Source organism: Enterobacter sp. PL_is379 (genome assembly GCF_055817355.1).
Window position 1 is genome coordinate 259,441 of record NZ_JBVPGT010000032.1, and the last position, 15,858, is coordinate 275,298.

At 55.5% G+C, this 15,858-nt stretch carries 17 protein-coding genes; 4 read left to right on the forward strand and 13 right to left on the reverse strand.

Translation table 11 applies throughout. From position 1 onward, the window contains the following. Together hpaE and hpaG are read right to left on the reverse strand one after the other, a co-directional pair. On the reverse strand, positions 1 to 1,467 hold the full coding sequence (gene hpaE, locus AC0TOY_RS20085) for a 5-carboxymethyl-2-hydroxymuconate semialdehyde dehydrogenase (RefSeq protein WP_048991740.1): 1,467 nt from the start codon (positions 1,465 to 1,467) through the stop codon (positions 1 to 3). After that, complete coding sequence (gene hpaG, locus AC0TOY_RS20090) at positions 1,464 to 2,741, reverse strand: 4-hydroxyphenylacetate degradation bifunctional isomerase/decarboxylase (protein ID WP_473722439.1); 1,278 nt, start codon at positions 2,739 to 2,741, stop codon at positions 1,464 to 1,466. The genes hpaE and hpaG overlap by 4 nt, the downstream gene beginning before the upstream one ends. 270 nt (positions 2,742 to 3,011) lie before the next feature. On the opposite strand from hpaG, the gene hpaR reads away from it, so the two are divergent. Together hpaR and tsr are read left to right on the forward strand one after the other, a co-directional pair. Further along, on the forward strand, positions 3,012 to 3,452 hold the full coding sequence (gene hpaR, locus AC0TOY_RS20095; RefSeq protein ID WP_473722441.1) for a homoprotocatechuate degradation operon regulator HpaR: 441 nt from the start codon (positions 3,012 to 3,014) through the stop codon (positions 3,450 to 3,452). Positions 3,453 to 3,535: 83 nt separating this feature from the next. Further along, complete coding sequence (tsr, locus tag AC0TOY_RS20100; RefSeq protein WP_048991744.1) at positions 3,536 to 5,200, forward strand: methyl-accepting chemotaxis protein; 1,665 nt, start codon at positions 3,536 to 3,538, stop codon at positions 5,198 to 5,200. A 92-nt stretch (positions 5,201 to 5,292) separates the two neighbouring features. On the opposite strand, the gene AC0TOY_RS20105 is transcribed toward tsr, so the two are convergent. The 10 genes from AC0TOY_RS20105 to AC0TOY_RS20150 all read right to left on the reverse strand — a co-directional run bounded on the left by AC0TOY_RS20105 (position 5,293) and on the right by AC0TOY_RS20150 (position 13,306). Beyond that, positions 5,293 to 5,808, reverse strand: coding sequence for a GNAT family N-acetyltransferase (locus AC0TOY_RS20105; protein ID WP_473722442.1), 516 nt, complete (start codon positions 5,806 to 5,808; stop codon positions 5,293 to 5,295). Next, the gene (opgB, locus tag AC0TOY_RS20110) at positions 5,808 to 8,099 is read right to left on the reverse strand and encodes a phosphatidylglycerol--membrane-oligosaccharide glycerophosphotransferase (protein ID WP_090419424.1); all 2,292 of its coding nucleotides are present in this window, start codon (positions 8,097 to 8,099) and stop codon (positions 5,808 to 5,810) included. Before opgB ends, AC0TOY_RS20105 begins: the two co-directional genes overlap by 1 nt. A gap of 270 nt (positions 8,100 to 8,369) precedes the next feature. Continuing rightward, positions 8,370 to 8,852: a YjjA family protein gene (locus tag AC0TOY_RS20115; protein ID WP_061716004.1), complete on the reverse strand. Its 483-nt coding sequence runs from the start codon at positions 8,850 to 8,852 to the stop codon at positions 8,370 to 8,372. Positions 8,853 to 8,935: 83 nt separating this feature from the next. Continuing rightward, complete coding sequence (gene dnaC, locus AC0TOY_RS20120; RefSeq protein WP_032643964.1) at positions 8,936 to 9,673, reverse strand: DNA replication protein DnaC; 738 nt, start codon at positions 9,671 to 9,673, stop codon at positions 8,936 to 8,938. Further along, a complete protein-coding gene (gene dnaT / locus AC0TOY_RS20125) occupies positions 9,670 to 10,215 on the reverse strand; it encodes a primosomal protein DnaT (protein ID WP_473722444.1) in 546 nt (181 codons plus the stop codon). The genes dnaC and dnaT overlap by 4 nt, the downstream gene beginning before the upstream one ends. A gap of 136 nt (positions 10,216 to 10,351) precedes the next feature. Then, positions 10,352 to 10,780 (reverse strand): organic hydroperoxide resistance protein, encoded by a 429-nt coding sequence (locus AC0TOY_RS20130; RefSeq protein ID WP_008502092.1) that lies wholly within the window; start codon positions 10,778 to 10,780, stop codon positions 10,352 to 10,354. An 82-nt stretch (positions 10,781 to 10,862) separates the two neighbouring features. Beyond that, entirely contained in the window at positions 10,863 to 11,315 is a 453-nt protein-coding gene (locus tag AC0TOY_RS20135; RefSeq protein ID WP_023293337.1) for a MarR family winged helix-turn-helix transcriptional regulator, read from the reverse strand. 41 nt (positions 11,316 to 11,356) lie between these two features. Then, complete coding sequence (locus AC0TOY_RS20140; protein ID WP_061716003.1) at positions 11,357 to 11,998, reverse strand: TetR/AcrR family transcriptional regulator; 642 nt, start codon at positions 11,996 to 11,998, stop codon at positions 11,357 to 11,359. A 67-nt stretch (positions 11,999 to 12,065) separates the two neighbouring features. Continuing rightward, positions 12,066 to 12,539 (reverse strand): threonine/serine exporter, encoded by a 474-nt coding sequence (locus AC0TOY_RS20145; RefSeq protein WP_024908279.1) that lies wholly within the window; start codon positions 12,537 to 12,539, stop codon positions 12,066 to 12,068. After that, positions 12,530 to 13,306, reverse strand: a complete 777-nt coding sequence (locus AC0TOY_RS20150; RefSeq protein WP_024908278.1) for a threonine/serine exporter family protein — start codon at positions 13,304 to 13,306, stop codon at positions 12,530 to 12,532. The genes AC0TOY_RS20145 and AC0TOY_RS20150 overlap by 10 nt, the downstream gene beginning before the upstream one ends. A gap of 411 nt (positions 13,307 to 13,717) precedes the next feature. Here AC0TOY_RS20150 and AC0TOY_RS20155 point away from each other — a divergent pair, with 411 nt between their 5' ends. Together AC0TOY_RS20155 and bglJ are read left to right on the forward strand one after the other, a co-directional pair. Beyond that, positions 13,718 to 14,455 (forward strand): helix-turn-helix transcriptional regulator, encoded by a 738-nt coding sequence (locus AC0TOY_RS20155; RefSeq protein WP_024908277.1) that lies wholly within the window; start codon positions 13,718 to 13,720, stop codon positions 14,453 to 14,455. Continuing rightward, positions 14,452 to 15,087 (forward strand): DNA-binding transcriptional activator BglJ, encoded by a 636-nt coding sequence (gene bglJ, locus AC0TOY_RS20160; protein WP_061716002.1) that lies wholly within the window; start codon positions 14,452 to 14,454, stop codon positions 15,085 to 15,087. The genes AC0TOY_RS20155 and bglJ overlap by 4 nt, the downstream gene beginning before the upstream one ends. A gap of 38 nt (positions 15,088 to 15,125) precedes the next feature. Here the strand turns inward: bglJ and AC0TOY_RS20165 are convergent, their stop codons facing one another. Beyond that, complete coding sequence (locus AC0TOY_RS20165) at positions 15,126 to 15,584, reverse strand: YbaK/EbsC family protein (RefSeq protein ID WP_008502085.1); 459 nt, start codon at positions 15,582 to 15,584, stop codon at positions 15,126 to 15,128. Between the last annotated feature and the right edge of the window lie 274 nt (positions 15,585 to 15,858).

A 15,858-nucleotide genomic window follows, 5' to 3' on the forward strand; every position in this document is an offset into this window, starting at 1 on the left:
TCAGATCCCCCACTTTGGAATCGGATGGTCGCCCATGGAGATGCAGACGTTCTTCATCTCCGCGAACACTTCGAAGCTGTACTCGCCCCCCTCGCGGCCGGTGCCGGAGGCCTTCACGCCGCCAAACGGCTGGCGCAGATCGCGCACGTTCTGAGTGTTGACGAACACCATGCCTGCTTCGATATTGCGCGCCAGGCGCAGCACCTTGCTGACGTCCTGGGTCCAGATGTACGACGCCAGGCCGTACTCCACGTCGTTGGCCAGGCGCAGCCCTTCCGCTTCGTCCTTGAACGGCAGCAGGCAGGCCACCGGCCCGAAGATCTCCTCCTGCGCCACGCGCATGCGGTTATCAACATCCGCCAGCACGGTCGGGCGCAGGAAGTTGCCGCCTTTCAGGTGTGCAGGCAGGTCGGTCGGTTTGTCCGGGCCGCCCGCCAGCAGGGTTGCGCCTTCCTCGATGCCGAGGCGGATATAGCCGGAGACTTTTTCCCAGTGCTGCTGGCTGATGAGCGCGCCAATCTGGGTGGTCGGATCGGTCGGGTCGCCCACGCGCAGGCGGTTGGCGCGCTCGGCAAAGCGCTTGACGAATTCCGGGTAGATGCTCTGCTGGATAAAGATGCGCGAGCCCGCGGTGCAGCGCTCGCCGTTGATGGAGAAGATGGTGAACAGGGCGGCGTCCAGCGCGCGCTCGATGTCGGCATCCTCAAAAATCAGTACCGGGGATTTGCCGCCCAGCTCCATGGAGTATTTCTTCAGCCCGGCATTTTTCATGATGTTGCGCCCGGTGGCGGTGCCGCCGGTGAAGGAGACCGCGCGCACGTCGTGATGGCGCACCAGCGCGTCGCCTGCCGTCGCGCCGTAGCCCTGCACCACGTTCAGCACGCCCGCCGGAATCCCCGCTTCGAGGGCCAGCTCGCCCAGACGGTCGGCGGTCAGCGGGGAGAGCTCGGACATCTTCAGCACCGCGGTGTTGCCCAACGCCAGGCAGGGTGCGACCTTCCAGGTGGCGGTCATAAACGGCACGTTCCACGGCGACACCAGCGCGCAGACGCCCACCGGCTGCACCAGGGTGTAGTTGAGCATCTTGTCGTCGACCGGATAGGTTTTGCCGTTCATCTGCTGGCACACCTCGGCGAAGAACTCGAAGTTGTGCGAGGCGCGCGGGATCAGCACGTTTTTGGTCTGGTGGATCGGCAGCCCGGTATCGGCGGTTTCCATGGCGGCAATCTCGGGCACGTTCTGGTCGATCAGGTCACCCAGACGACGCATCAGGCGCGCGCGCTCCTTCATCGGCAGGTTGGCCCACTTCGGGAACGCCTCTTTGGCGGCGGCAACGGCCTGGTGAATTTCAGCTTCACCGCCGGAGGCAACTTCTGCCAGGAGCTCGCCGGAGGCCGGGTTAGTAGTGTGGAAGTAGTCGCTGCCCGCGACGTTTTTACCGTTGATCCAGTGGTTAATCTTTTTCATTTTGCCGTCTCCTCACTCACAATTCGGTTCACCAGGCGTCCAACGCCTTCCACTTCCACCACCACCTCATCGCCCGGCACCACGTCGGAGAGCCCCTTCGGCGTGCCGGTGGCAATCATGTCGCCCGGCTGCAGGGTCATAAAGTCGCTCAGGTACGCAATCAGGTACGGGATGCTGAAGATCAGATCCGCCGTGGTGCCTTCCTGACGCAGCCCGCCGTTAACGAAGGTGCGCAGGGCGAGGTTGTGCGGGTCGGGAATGGCTGCTTTTGGCACGATGTTTGGGGAAATGGGGGTCAGCCCGTCGCGGCTTTTCACCCGCAGGTTCGGGCGGTAGTAATTTTCCAGGTAGTCGCGGATGGCGTAGTCGTTGCAGACCGTGTAGCCCGCAACATAGTCCATCGCCTCGTCTTCGCTGACCTTACGCGCGGTTTTACCGATGACCACCACCAGCTCCGCTTCGTAATGCATGTATTCGATGTTGTTCGGGCGCACCGACGTCTGGTTGTCGCCGTTGAAGGTGTTTGGCGCTTTGATAAAGACCAGCGGCTCGGTAGGCGGCTTGAAGTCCAGCTCGCTGGCGTGGTCGGCATAGTTCAGACCGAGGGCAAACAGCGTGGCGTGCGGCGGCGTGCGGTGTGTGTTAGCAACGTCGCGTTCATCCACCACCGGGTTTTCCAGCGGCGGAAAGCCCTCCGCCAGAATACGCACGCGATCGCCCGGGCGGATCTCAACGCGGCTGTGAGGGGTACCGAGCAGGATCGCATCGCCGGGATTGAGGGTGGCGAACTCGCTCAGGGCGCTCAGCAGTTCGGCAGCGTTACGCTGAAGATCGGTGGTGTTCCAGTGGTCCGCTTCGCGGCCGTTGATCTCGGTGATGATGGTCAGGTTATCTACGTTATCAACGGCGACAAGTTCGCCGAGCGGGCAGAATCCATCACGACATTTGGCCTTGATGGCCGGGCGATAGAAGCTCTCTTCCGGCAGGCTCACCTCGTTGGCGAGCGCGTATCCCGCAATATATTCCGCAGCGTCCTCCACGCGTACCTTGCTGGCGGTTTTACCCACGACCAGCGCCACCGTGGCGCCGCTGAGCACCTTTTCCCCCTGCGGGAACGGAATGGGTTCGCCCGCACGAATCACGGTGTTATGGGGTTTGATAAACCACACGGCTGTTTTCGGCGGCGTGTTGTAGGGGGCTTTTTCAAATGCCTCACGCCAGGCTTCACGCTGGCTTTGATGGTTGAGGGCGACGGCAAAAACGGTACCTTTCATTCACATACTCCTCAGGCCGGATGTCCTGTTTGTATTTCATTAATATGTTAATGATCTGGTTTTATGCTTTTGCTGCTCATTTCGCAATCAGAAGTGAAAAATTTGTGATATGAATAACAATAAATTTACATATTGAGTTTTATATATATTAAAATCAGTGTGTTAATAAAATTGATGGGTTTCTGTTAGACTTTTTGAGGGAAAACGTGTTGTTTATAAAAACATCTTTTAGTGATTGTTTACTTGTTAATGATGTGAAGGGAAGAGGCTATGCATGATTCATTAACCATCGCGCTGCTGCAGGCGCGGGAAGCGGCGATGTCCTACTTCCGCCCGATCGTGAAGCGCCATAATCTGACCGAGCAGCAGTGGCGCATTGTGCGCGTGCTGGCTGAACATCCGTCGATGGATTTTCACGATCTGGCGTTTCGCACCTGCATTTTGCGCCCGAGCCTGACCGGTATTCTGACGCGCATGGAGCGTGACGGCCTGGTGCTGCGCCTAAAGCCGGTGAACGACCAGCGCAAGCTGTACGTGTCGCTGACCAGAGAGGGGAATGCGCTGTATGAACACGCTCAGGCGCAGGTCGAAGAGGCGTATCAGCAGATTGAGGCGGAATATACGCCGGAGAAGATGAAACAGCTGACGGCGCTGCTGGAAGAGTTTATTGAACTCGGAAACCGGCATAACGCAGCGCGGGAAGAAGAGTAAAAACCCCAAATTCCAGGATGATTTTCGTAAAGTTTTCCCTTTCCAGGCCGAAAATTCTGTATCTGCCTGAGGAAAGAGAAAACATGTTAAACCGTATCAAGATTGTCACCAGCTTAATGCTGGTTTTAGCGATATTTGGCCTTTTACAACTCACGTCCGGTGGTCTTTTCTTTAATGCTCTGAAGAATGACAAAGAGAATTTCACCGTCCTGCAAACCATTCGCCAGCAACAGTCCACGCTGAACGCCAGCTGGGTGGCATTGCTGCAAACCCGTAACACCCTGAACCGCGCGGGTATCCGCTACATGATGGATCAGAGCAATATCGGCAGCGGCGCGACCGTTAACGATTTGATGCAAATCGCGTCTACGTCTCTGAAACAGGCGGAAAAAAACTGGGCTGCCTACGAAGCCCTGCCGCGCGATCCGCGTCAAAACGACGCGGAAGCGATGGAGATCAAGCGTAACTATGATATTTACCACGGCGCGCTGGCGGAGCTGATCCAGCTGCTGGGCGCGGGCAAAATCAACGCCTTCTTCGACCAGCCGACCCAGAGCTATCAGGACGGTTTTGAGAAGCAGTACGTGAGCTACCTGCAGCAGAACGACAAGCTGTACCAGATGGCGGTCGAAGACAGCAACAGCTCCTTCAGCCAGGCTATCTGGGTGCTGATCAGCGTCCTGATTGCCGTGCTGGTGGTGATCGTGGCCGTCTGGCTCAACATCAAGCAGACGCTGATCTCCCCGCTGAATCGTCTGATCGACAACATTCGCCATATCGCCAGCGGCGACCTGGTGAAGCGTATTGAGGTTCAGGGCACCAACGAGATGGGTGAACTGGCCGACTCGCTGCGCCATATGCAGGGTGAGCTGGTGCGTACCGTCGGCGACGTGCGTAACGGCGCGAACGCGATCTACAGCGGCGCGAGCGAAATTGCGATGGGCAATAACGACCTCTCCTCCCGTACTGAGCAGCAGGCCGCTTCCCTGGAAGAGACCGCTGCCAGCATGGAGCAGCTGACGGCGACCGTTAAGCAGAACGCCGAGAACGCCCGTCAGGCGAGCCATCTTGCCCTGAGCGCCTCCGAAACCGCGCAGAAAGGCGGCAAAGTGGTGGATAACGTGGTGCAGACCATGCGCGATATCGCGGGCAGCTCGCAGAAAATTGCCGACATTATCAGCGTGATCGACGGCATTGCTTTCCAGACCAACATCCTGGCACTGAACGCGGCGGTAGAAGCGGCGCGTGCGGGCGAGCAGGGCCGTGGCTTTGCGGTGGTGGCCGGTGAAGTGCGTAACCTGGCCCAGCGCAGTGCCCAGGCGGCTCGTGAAATCAAGAGCCTGATTGAAGACTCCGTGGGTCGCGTGGAAGTGGGTTCAACGCTGGTAGAAAGCGCCGGTGAAACCATGGGTGAGATCGTGAACGCGGTGACCCGCGTAACGGACATCATGGGTGAAATCGCCTCTGCGTCTGACGAGCAGAGCCGCGGTATCGACCAGGTGGGTCTGGCGGTAGCTGAGATGGATCGCGTGACCCAGCAGAACGCCTCGCTGGTTGAAGAGTCTGCCGCGGCTGCGGCCGCACTGGAAGAGCAGGCGAGCCGCCTGACTCAGGCCGTGGCGGTGTTCCGCATTCAGCAGGAGCAGATGAAAGCGCGCGAATTCGCTGCGGCTAAAGCGGTTTCCACGCCGGTGATGGCGCGTAAAACCGCGACGGTCGATTCAGGCGATAACTGGGAAACGTTCTAACTCTGTGCGTTGTGCCGGGTGACGGCTGCGCCTTACCCGGCCTACGGTTCAGGGTTTTGTAGGCCCGGTAAGCGCAGTGCCACCGGGCGATATTACAGAGGCAGGCGCATGGCGCAGCGCGTTTCATACGCGAAACCGTGCGCTGTCTCTTCTTCCCTTTTCTGACGCAGTTCAGGCGTCAGCGTCGTCATTTTTTTAAACCCTAGCTTTGCATAGAACGGCGCGTTCCACGGTACGTCCCGGAACGTCGTCAACGTCAGCGACGTCAGCGCCAGCGTGCGGGCATGGTCAGCCGCACAGGCGATAAGCTGCCGGCCAATCCCTTTTCCCTGCCAGTTCAGATCGACCGAAAGCTCCACGATAAACAGCGACGAAGAGTGCGCTTCGGTGAGGATAAACCCCACGGGGCGGTCGTTCACCCGCGCCAGCCAGCTTAGCCCACGTTCGACATACTCAAGGTGCTTCTCAGCAGAAATGACTTCACCGTCGGCAAGCCAGGCGAGCTCCGGGTCTTCACGAAAGCGCTCGCCCGCCGCGCGTTCAATGGCGGGCAGGGCGGCAACGTCGCCGGGACGTGTGGGTCGAAGGGTGATGTTAAGGTCGACCATTAGCCTGCTCGACTCACAATTTTAATTTCGACCATGCCAATTCCGAGCTCGCGCGGTGAATGGCCAAGAATATTCCCTTCATTGGTGGACTGCGGATCCGGCGGGACGATCACCAGGGTATTGCTGCGCGAAGGATTCTCAAAATGCAGCGTATGCGTGCTCACGTCGTTCCCGAGCGTCAGCGTCTGCTCCCGATCGCCCACGCGCACCGGTACGGGCTTGTTAGCGTTAGGGCCATACGCTCTGGCGGTGATCACCAGGTCGAACTGTTCCGGCAGCGGATGGGTGTACTCAATTTTCACCTCATTGCCCAGCTGCGCGTTTGACCAGCGTCCCCAGGACTCCGGCCGCGAGATGCCGCTAAACTGCTTCACTTCTTCCGGCGCGCCGGCCACGTTAAAGATAAAGCTGTCCGCTTTGTAGCGAATATCGTTGTCGCTGATTTTCAGCATGTCGATGTTGTGCTGATAGCGCGCCGTATCAATTACCGTATCTTTAAACGCGGTTTTGCCTTTCCACTGGGCTTTATCCACGTGCTGTACGGTTTGCTCCCCGCCAAGCTGACCCTGAGAGACGCACCAGTCGGTAGAGAGCGCCAGCGGCTGCGACCAGAGCTGGCCCATCTTGTAACATCTGTCGACCCAGACGAAATTATCGCGTGGCGCAAAATCGGCCAGCTGATAGCGCAGCGGCGCGGAATATTCGCTTTCCGGCAGGGGCTCAACGCGTCCCTCCGACACGCGCACCAGCAGCGGCAGACGGAAGTTGCTGCCCGAGAAGGCAATGGTGTTTTTATCCCGATCGACGGTGAAGTCCTTCATCTCTTTCGGGAAGTTCCACAGGCGGATGATGTCGGGCTTCCAGGCAAGGATTTTTTCCTTCATGTTGAGGAACACTTCCGACAGGGATTGCCCCGACAGCGTGCTCCGGCCCAGGCCAATAAAGTTGTCACCGCCCAGGATGTCCAGCACGGTGGCGCCGTTATCCATGGAGTTGCGTTTGGTGGCGATCTCCTCCTGCTGCGGCTGGTCGCCGCGCAGGACGAAGAACAGATTGCTGCGATCCTGCTTGTTGAGCTGATCCCAGGCGCTGTTTTTCATCGCCAGATGGTCAGACGAAACGACGATGACGGTGTTTTTAAACCAGGGTGAGGCTTTGATTTTCTCGACCAGCGCGGCAATGTGCTCCTGACTGCAGGTGACGGCGCTGAACGATTTATTGTTTTTACCATCAATGTCATAGCTTTTGCGCTTGCAGGTGCGCGAGACAAACCCGTCCGGATGGTGGGTGTCCACCGTCAGCGCAAAGAGAGAGAAACGCTTGCCCGCGCGGGACAGCTCCTCGAATTTCTTCCAGGTTTCGTCGAGTACCGTATCGTCATAGAAGCCCCAGTCGTTGCGGTAGTTTGGGTCGGCAACCGTCGTTTTTAACTCTTCTGAGCCATACAGGTGATCAAAACCGTGGGATTTCAGGAACACATCTTTTCCGGCGAAGCGCAGGTTTGCCCCCTGCACAAAATAGTTTTCGTAACCGGAGTTTTTCAGGATATCGCCGAGGCAAATATTCTGCGGGAAGAAGGTCGACATGGAGGCTGAGGCGTTACCTTCAAAAGGCGCGAACAGCGGGATACCGCACTGGGAGGCAACCATCCCGGCAATCGTGTAATCCGTACCGGGCAGCTGCATGGTGTGGCTGAAATCAAGACCTTCATTTTTCAGCGCACCCAGGTCCGGCGTCAGGTCAGGGAACGCATCGTTATCAAAGTACGTGCGTTCCAGGCTTTCACCGTAGATGTAGACCAGGTTGAGCTTCGGGTTGGCGATCGTTTTCGACGGCTCTTTGTAGTAAGCCACGAAATCCGGATCGCCGTCGCGCGACTGGGATTTCACCAGCTCGGTGATCTGATGGAACGCCGGGCTGGCGTCGACGGAGGCCAGCGCCAGGAATAACGCCAGCAGGCTGTAGCCATGATGGTGTGGATGATGGCGACGTCGACGCAGCACCCAGGCCAGCGCGCCAAAAATGGTGACCAGCGCGACGACAAGGCCGAGCCCCGGAAGAATGTACTTGCTGACCCCCGCGCCCGTCAGGCTGTTTGTCAGCGTGTAGAGCACCGCATCGTTAATGCCGTCACCGGTAAAGTAATCGCTGGCGTATAAGGTAATGTTTAAAATAATAAAAATGCCGAGCACAACCAGCGTGGCGATAAACCACCAGGTGTGACGGCCGGCTTTGCAGGCGTAAACGCCGACAGAAGCCAGAAAAAGGATAAGAGACATGAATTCAGACAACAGCATATCCTCGTGACGCCAGATGCTTCGCTGGCTAACTGTTTATTTTTTGGGTCATACAATGTAATTGCGATGTCGTTAAGCTGCAATTTTAGTGTCACGAAAGTGTGCTGTTGTTAGGATTTGGTTTAGAAAATCGTTTTTATGAAGGTGTGCACATCCTGACAAACGGACGCTGAGACGGTGGCAGGTGGGAAAAACGCTCATTTAGCGCCGCGCTGCAAGACTATCGCATTAAACGCGGCGTGTTGTGGCAGAAAATGGGGTGGATCAGGAGATGAAATTAACGCCTTGTTTCAGCACCAGATCGCAGGCTTTGGTTTTCACCTGTTTGGCCAGAGAGGAGTTGCCGAGGGTGCTCAGGTTAAGCTGCTGACCGTTCTGCGCGTTAAGCAGGCCCTGAATGCCGTCCATATAGTTGGTGTCCGCTTTTTGCTCCTGGGTATCCAGACCCAGTTTACCCAGCACCTGGTTTTTCACGTTTTGCGCATCGGTCACGGAGGCCAGTTTTTGCTTCGCGCAATATTCCAGAATCCCCGCCGCGTTGTTCATCGTGCCCGCGCTCAGGCTCTGACCGCTGTTGCCCAGCAGGCTGGTGAGGGAAGAGGCGGAGAGTCCGCCCTGCGTGCTGCTGCTCTCTTTGGTCAGCTCGTTTGCTGCGCTTGACAGGGACTCCTGCCAGGACGCCGCTTGCGCTGCGCCGGTCACCAGCAGCGCGCCTAAAAGGGTGCTGACAATCATCTGTTTTTTCATCATGGCTCTCTCAAAAAGGTCCGTTTTGGGCCGAAGGGGTTCCAGTATATACCTGCGACCTGTCGGCGATTCCTGGAACTGTCTTAATACTCTTTGCCGGTGACGCGGCTGCGGTAACTTTCCCAGTCGAAGATGACATACAGGCTGTTACCCAGCTTCATGCGGTCCATGACGCGTTCCCCCAGCAGGCGGGTCATCTCGTCAATATTGTGGTTCGTCAGCATGCCGGTGGGGCGCTTGGACGAGGAGCGGCGATCGACAATCTGGTTGATGATCACTTTTTCATAGCGCGATTCCGTCTGAACGCCAATCTCGTCGATGACCAGCAGGTCGACATTACTCAGATCGTTAAGCAGCTGTTCTTCGCTGGTTTCGCGGTTGCTGAAGGTGTCTTTCATCGCAGACATGATATCGGCCACGGTGATGATAAGAACCGATTTACCGCGCAGAAGCAGCTCGTTGCAGATAGCGGCAGCAAGGTGATTTTTTCCGGTGCCCGGCTTGCCGCTAAAGATGAAGCTGGCGATATTGCCGTCGAATTCATCCACGTACTGCCGCGCTGCGGCCAGCGCGTTCATCTGCCCGGTGGTCTCAATTTTATAGTTATCGAACGAGCAGTTCTGGTGCAGGGGACGGATACCGGAACGGTTAAAGGTGCGCTGCATTTTCATCGCCCGGTTTTCGCGGGCGAGCGCGGCGGCGCGGATCTCACCTTGCTCTTTTTGCCATGCCAGCAGCTCTTCACCGGTGGTGAAAGCGGGCTTCACGTTGGCAGGCATCATTTTTTGCAGACGTTTCATCAGGTCGCCGACGTTCTTCATTTCGCACCTCGGAATCCGCTGGGGATCTGTTTATCCGGTTCTGAAAACGCATTGATATCACGTTTTGGCTGGCCGTTGTTGCCGGCGCGGGTAATCTGGAGATGACGCGCGAGCTTTTGCTGCCACTGAATGTGGGTGAACACTTTCCCTTCTGCCTGCCACCAGGCGGTAAACGCGGCGAGTTCTTCCGCGGTGGCGGGTTGGGTTAACGCAATGCCCCACAGCGCGGCCTGCCGCTGGAAATCCACATCCGGTTGCCAGCCCGCATAGAGGGCAAATTTGCCCATCGGAACGGTCACGGGAACGTTAACCGGTTCATCAAAGAACTGGCTATCCAGCGTGACATCGCTCGCCGGGCGTGACACTTGTGCTTCGATCTCCAGAAGCTGTGCCAGACGTTCCGGTGTGATTGCGTAAAACGCCGGCGCGTTGTCGGCAAAAACCGCAACCGTGCCGCCTTCGGCGTGAGTCAACACGCCGCGTGGGTCGCGCATAAAGGCATCAATGCCAGCAATGCTGGTGGTCAGAAGTCTGGAGGACATAACGCTTACTCTACTGATTACTACGGGCGTGATATGGACTTATGGTAGCACAGAGAGGGGAAAGGAAAGGAGGGGTAAAGTGCGGGCTGATGCCCTCACCCTGACCCTCTCCCACTGGGAGAGGGAACAGAAGGGATTACGCGATGATGTTCAGCGTCACGTCAATGTTGCCGCGGGTCGCGTTAGAGTACGGGCAAACAATGTGCGCCGCATCGACCAGCTTTTTGGCTTCCGCAGGATCCATACCTTCAACGTGGATGTTCAGTTTCGCTTCGATACCAAAACCGGTTGGCAGTGGGCCAATGCCGACTTCGCCTTCAATAAAGGCATCTTTAGGTAGGGTAAATTTGTCGCGTGCGGCCACAAACTTCATCGCGCCCAGGAAGCAGGCAGAGTAGCCGGCAGCAAACAGCTGCTCAGGGTTCGTCACGTCTCCCCCCATGCCGCCCATCTCTTTTGGCACACCCAGTTTGACGTCCAGTACGCCATCGGAGGAGGTGGCTCGGCCGTCACGGCCTCCGGTGGCTTTTGCTTTGGCGGTATAAACAACTTTTTCTAAAGACATGGCAGGTTCCTCATCTTGTTTAATGTGCACTATTAAATAGCGTGCGATATATATGGGTAATAATCACGCGTAAAGTATAGCTTTACGCGCGGTGTAGCTGTTGTCGCAAAAGTTCGAGCTGCTGTTTGAGCGCCAGCAGGGTGTCGGTATCACACTGCGCTGCGCAACCCACCGCATGGGGGATACCCAATGCCTGCTGCTGCAGTTCACGTCCCGCTTCACTCAGGGTGACGGCGACCTGGCGTTCATCTTTGCGTGAACGGTGGCGGTTGATGAGCCCGGCGCTTTCCAGACGCTTCAACAGCGGCGTCAGAGTTGCAGAGTCCAGAAACAGCCGTTCACCGATGTCCGACACCGTCATATCATCCTGCTCCCACAGCACCAGCATCACCAGATATTGCGGGTAGGTGAGGTTCAGCGGTGCCAGCAGCTGCCGGTACAGCTTGTTAAGCGCCAGGTTTGCCGAATAGAGGGCAAAGCAGAGCTGGTTATCCAGCTTGAGCGCAGCGGTTGCGTCGTTCGTTTTCGCGTTCATGAGATGAATATAGATAGTGCACGATTTAATTGCAAGCAATTTTATGGGCAAGTATAGCGGAGCGCCACCTGAACGGCCATTTTGCGGTAGTGCTGGCGCTGAGCCTGCTCGTTTGCGCTTTCTTCAAACAACAGCGTAAAGGTGTAGCTGTTGGCAACGTAGTGAAAGCTGAAGCTGCTTATCAGACGATGAAGATCGCGGGCGTCTACCGTCTCACTGAAGAGCTGTTTTTCTTTGCCCCGGCGCAGGATCTCCTCCAGCAGGTCGAGCGCGCTGCGGTTGACCTGGCGGAGATAGCTCGACTGCTGCATAAAGCGGCCGCGCTGCATGTTTTCCATGCAGATAATCCGGATGTAGTCAGGGTGGTCGGCATGGTAGTCAAAGGTGGCTTCAACCAGATTGACCAGCGCTTCGACCGGGGGCATTCCCGTCAGGCTTAGCGCTTTTTCACTGGCGCGAATCTGGGTGTAAACATGTTCCAGAACCAGGAGATAGAGGTTCTCTTTATTCTTGAAATGGTAAACCACCATGCGTTTGGTGGTGCCCGCTTTCTCTGCGATCTGCTCCATCCGTGCACCGTTCAATCCGTACTCGGCAAAAAGCGCGATGGCGCTCTGAAAGATTTTCTCTTTCAGGCTGGATTCTTCACTGTGCTCGGGGTGTTCGCTGCCAGGGTTAGCCACATCCTTTCCTTATTTTCACCAAACGGACCAGAAGGATTATCTCCACGGCAGCGAAATAACACAAATATCAAACGCGTGGGCGTTTGCGGTACAGCCACAGTCCGGGGATCGACAGCCCGATAGAGAGCGCGCCGACGATGGATGACGCCTTAAGGAAGTTGCTCAGGAGGAGGATCATCTGAGGCTCGGTGTAGCCGAAATGGCTGATTTTCACTGCGGAAATCATCGCCGTATACGCAGATATGCCTGGGAACATCGGGATCACCGCGGCAACGGTGAACACTTTGGGATGCGCCAGATACCAGCGCGACCACTGGATGCCGATACTGCCGACCAGCATGGAAGCGATGAACGTTGACCATTCGATGTTAAAACCCGCCGTCATCATCACCATTCGCGAGCCATGGCCAATCGCACCCAGCAGCGCGCACCACGGCAGCGCGCGTTGCGGTACGTTAAATACCATCGCAAAGCCAACGGCAGGGATGGCGGCCAGAAGCATGTCCTGTGCCAGCGCCAGCAGAAAATCTATCACGCCCATCCGCGTAACCCCCAGAGAGTCATGGCCATGACCACGCCGATGCAGGTCGCCAGCGTCAGCAGGCTGGCGATAGCCCAGCGTGCCAGACCGGTATTGATATGCCCTTTAAACATGTCGGCGACGGCGTTGATCAGCGGAAAGCCCGGGACCAGCAGAAGCACGCTGGCGGCCATGGCAACGGTTGGGGTGTTGGCAAACTGCGGCAGGCGCAGAAGCAGGCCGGAAACCGTGGTGGCGACAAACGCGGTAATGCAGAAGTTAATTTGCGGGTGCAGCTGCCGGTGCGTGAGCAACTGGCGAACATACATGGCGATACTGCTGGCAAAAAAGGTGACGAGCGCGCCGTCCCAGCCGCCTTTATTGAGCTTACAAAAGCAGGCGCACGAGAGCCCTACCATTAACACGACGAGCCAGCGCGGATAACGTAATGGCTTGATCTGGTTGAACCGTTTTTCAATTTCATGAAGATCGAGAAGCTTGTGTTCAGCAAGGATGACGATGTGCTGCACTTCGGTCACGACGTGCATGTTAATACCGCGGTCATGGTTTTTGCGGGTGGAGGTCAGGCACTGACCGTCTTTGATCGTGGTCAGCACAATGGCGTTAGATGAGATTGCGCTTTCAACGCTATCCATACCCAGCGCCACTCCCAGCCGGGTTGAAAGCTCCTCAACCAGCGCGCTTTCCGCGCCGTGCTGGAGCAGAAAAAGACCGCACTTTATACATAGCCGCGTGATAGCACGCTGCGTTGACCGATCTGCCTGCATGTATTGTCCTGAAAAAGATGGATAGGTTGCCGGTTAGCCCGTAGTGAGTACTTTTAGCACAAAGTGCAGTCCCTCTTGCTGTGGGCCAGATCAAGGTTTATGCAAACAGTTTCAGCCCGTATCACGAAAGGGGAGTTGGATTAATTTATCAATGCGGTGAATTATAAATATAAAAATATAGAATATTTGTATTTAGTTATTCTAATTTTATATTGTCGTTATTTTAATGGCTCCGCAATTAAATTTATTTGCGCTTTATGAGATATTACCGTTGTTTTAGGCATTTCTTATACTAAGAACATATCTCATCTTCTGCTTGTATTAATCAGTTTTACACTCAGGGACGAAAATACTCATACATTGGTGCGTTTTAACGTTACTCATCAAATGAAGAATGGACACGGAGGGTCTATGTTGTCATTGCATGGTAAGTATGGCGTTGTCATTAGCCGGATGCCCGTGATGCAAAACGGGTTAGGGGGCGTGATGGCACGCCATTTCCCGGATTTTGAATTGACCTATTGTCGTTCATTGCAGGAGTTAACACTGCTCCAGCTACGCCGCGCAGATGTCATTATTGCCGATATTTCAGGTGAATATAGAAATCCTCGGGGAACCCTCGAAGAGTATTACGGTTTATTGAACCAATACCGGGACATTCACTGGATCTTTTTAGTCTCGCGGCCGCTTTACCCTATTGCGGTTGAGTTGCTTATGCGCCCGGAAAGCACGTTGCTGTCTGATATGGAGCCCATTGAAGGCGTGGTTAACGCGATTCGGGCAGGTAGCGAGCGGGCAGAGCGGATAAGCCAGACGTTATTAACCCCGGAGCCTCAAAGTACGGAGGATGAAGACGAACACGTTATCGCACTCACGCACTCCGAACGCAAGGTACTGCGTCTGTTAGGTAAAGGATGGGGGATTAACCAAATCGCCACATTGCTGAAGAAGAGCAATAAAACCATCAGTGCGCAGAAAAACAGTGCGATGCGGCGGCTATCTTTACGTAGTAATGCCGATATGTACGCCTGGATCAACAGTACACAGGGAATGAGAGAGCTGAATTTGATGTCAGCCTATGGAGAGTTTGAGGAATGGAAAAAACCGATTCAACACGACATATCGCCATCGTCGAAAATTGCACGATGAGTGCTGTTGGGCTACAGCATTTTTTTGCGATGCCCGGTCTGAATCACTATCAGCTGCATCTGTTTAGCGAATTTGACAGCTTCAAGAGAGCACTTCAGCACGTCAATTTTTTCTCGCTGATCTATTCACTTTCCGATGCACGAGAGGAGCGCCGTAACTGCCTGGCGCACCTGCGGGAGCTCGCGTTTACGCATGGTCATATCCAGCGCATTATCCTGGTTGCTGATGAGACGGAAGCACGGTTAGTTAGCCATCTTTCACCGTCACGCCTTCACGGTGTGGTCAGTAAATCGCTGTCGCTTGAGCACCTGCAGCAGGAACTTATGGTGTTGTTGAGTGAAACGCTACGCATCAATGACAATATGATGAATCACTGGTACCGGAGCCAAAACAGAATGTTAAGCCCAACGGAACGGGCAATATTGCGTTATATGTCTTGCGGCTATTCTATTCCTCAAATCGCGGCACAGCTTGAACGCAATATTAAGACCATCCGGGCGCATAAGTTTAATGCGATGGTGAAGCTGGGGGTGAGCTCTGACGTCGGGTTGCTCGATGCAGCGGATATTATTACTCACCTTCCGGCAAGAGAACCGCGAAGTTCGGCACTCAGCAAGCCGACCTTTTTATAGCCAGCCCGCTGCGCGCCAGACAGGCTCTGGCGCATCAATCAGATGCAAACGTCAACCCACTTTGCGGAAGTCAGCTCTGCCATTCTGTCAGGTGAAATACGCACGGCACTATGAATTGCGCCTGCGGCGGGCAGGACTTCGGCGTACTGCTTTAATGAGATATCGCAGTAAACCGCGAGCGGATTTTCCAGCCCGAACGGGCACACGCCGCCAACGGGATGACCGGTGATGGTCACCACTTCATCACTGCTGAGCATGCGCGCTTTCGCACCAAACGTGTCTTTCAGCTTTTTGTTATCCAGGCGCGCATCGCCTTTCGCCACCACCAGAATCACCTCATTTTTAACCTTGAGTGACAGGGTCTTGGCGATTTGTCCCGGTTCAACACGATGGGCGGCAGCAGCCAACGCAACGGTAGCGGTACTCTGGCTAAGTTCAATTACGTCTATATCCGGCGCGTTGTCGGCAAAAAACTGCTGTACAGACTGCAAACTCATTGTTTCCTCCTGACAAATATCCTGCGTAATCTGTCATAAGAATTTATGCTCTGTAAATATCTCTTAAGTAACAAATATCCCGAACGGCTGATTTCTGGATCCTCTTCACATTCACAGAAACCGGTTACAGTAACCGGTTGCAGAGCGTGATGCGTCGATTAATACTGAGTACGTAACGTCCCCTGTATCCAATAATAAGAGCCAAATATGAAACCATTTCGTCTGAGCAGTACCACTGGTACACAAGCCAGCAAGGTTGTGAAGCTGATTTATG

Bases quoted from the DNA above. Each gene is read 5' to 3' on its own strand.
- hpaE (WP_048991740.1), bottom strand. From the start codon at position 1,467: ATGAAAAAGATTAACCACTGGATCAACGGTAAAAACGTCGCGGGCAGC.
- hpaG (WP_473722439.1), bottom strand. From the start codon at position 2,741: ATGAAAGGTACCGTTTTTGCCGTCGCCCTCAACCATCAAAGCCAGCGT.
- hpaR (WP_473722441.1), top strand. From the start codon at position 3,012: ATGCATGATTCATTAACCATCGCGCTGCTGCAGGCGCGGGAAGCGGCG.
- tsr (WP_048991744.1), top strand. From the start codon at position 3,536: ATGTTAAACCGTATCAAGATTGTCACCAGCTTAATGCTGGTTTTAGCG.
- AC0TOY_RS20105 (WP_473722442.1), bottom strand. From the start codon at position 5,808: ATGGTCGACCTTAACATCACCCTTCGACCCACACGTCCCGGCGACGTT.
- AC0TOY_RS20115 (WP_061716004.1), bottom strand. From the start codon at position 8,852: ATGAAAAAACAGATGATTGTCAGCACCCTTTTAGGCGCGCTGCTGGTG.
- dnaC (WP_032643964.1), bottom strand. From the start codon at position 9,673: ATGAAGAACGTCGGCGACCTGATGAAACGTCTGCAAAAAATGATGCCT.
- dnaT (WP_473722444.1), bottom strand. From the start codon at position 10,215: ATGTCCTCCAGACTTCTGACCACCAGCATTGCTGGCATTGATGCCTTT.
- AC0TOY_RS20130 (WP_008502092.1), bottom strand. From the start codon at position 10,780: ATGTCTTTAGAAAAAGTTGTTTATACCGCCAAAGCAAAAGCCACCGGA.
- AC0TOY_RS20135 (WP_023293337.1), bottom strand. From the start codon at position 11,315: ATGAACGCGAAAACGAACGACGCAACCGCTGCGCTCAAGCTGGATAAC.
- AC0TOY_RS20145 (WP_024908279.1), bottom strand. From the start codon at position 12,539: ATGGGCGTGATAGATTTTCTGCTGGCGCTGGCACAGGACATGCTTCTG.
- AC0TOY_RS20150 (WP_024908278.1), bottom strand. From the start codon at position 13,306: ATGCAGGCAGATCGGTCAACGCAGCGTGCTATCACGCGGCTATGTATA.
- AC0TOY_RS20155 (WP_024908277.1), top strand. From the start codon at position 13,718: ATGTTGTCATTGCATGGTAAGTATGGCGTTGTCATTAGCCGGATGCCC.
- bglJ (WP_061716002.1), top strand. From the start codon at position 14,452: ATGAGTGCTGTTGGGCTACAGCATTTTTTTGCGATGCCCGGTCTGAAT.
- AC0TOY_RS20165 (WP_008502085.1), bottom strand. From the start codon at position 15,584: ATGAGTTTGCAGTCTGTACAGCAGTTTTTTGCCGACAACGCGCCGGAT.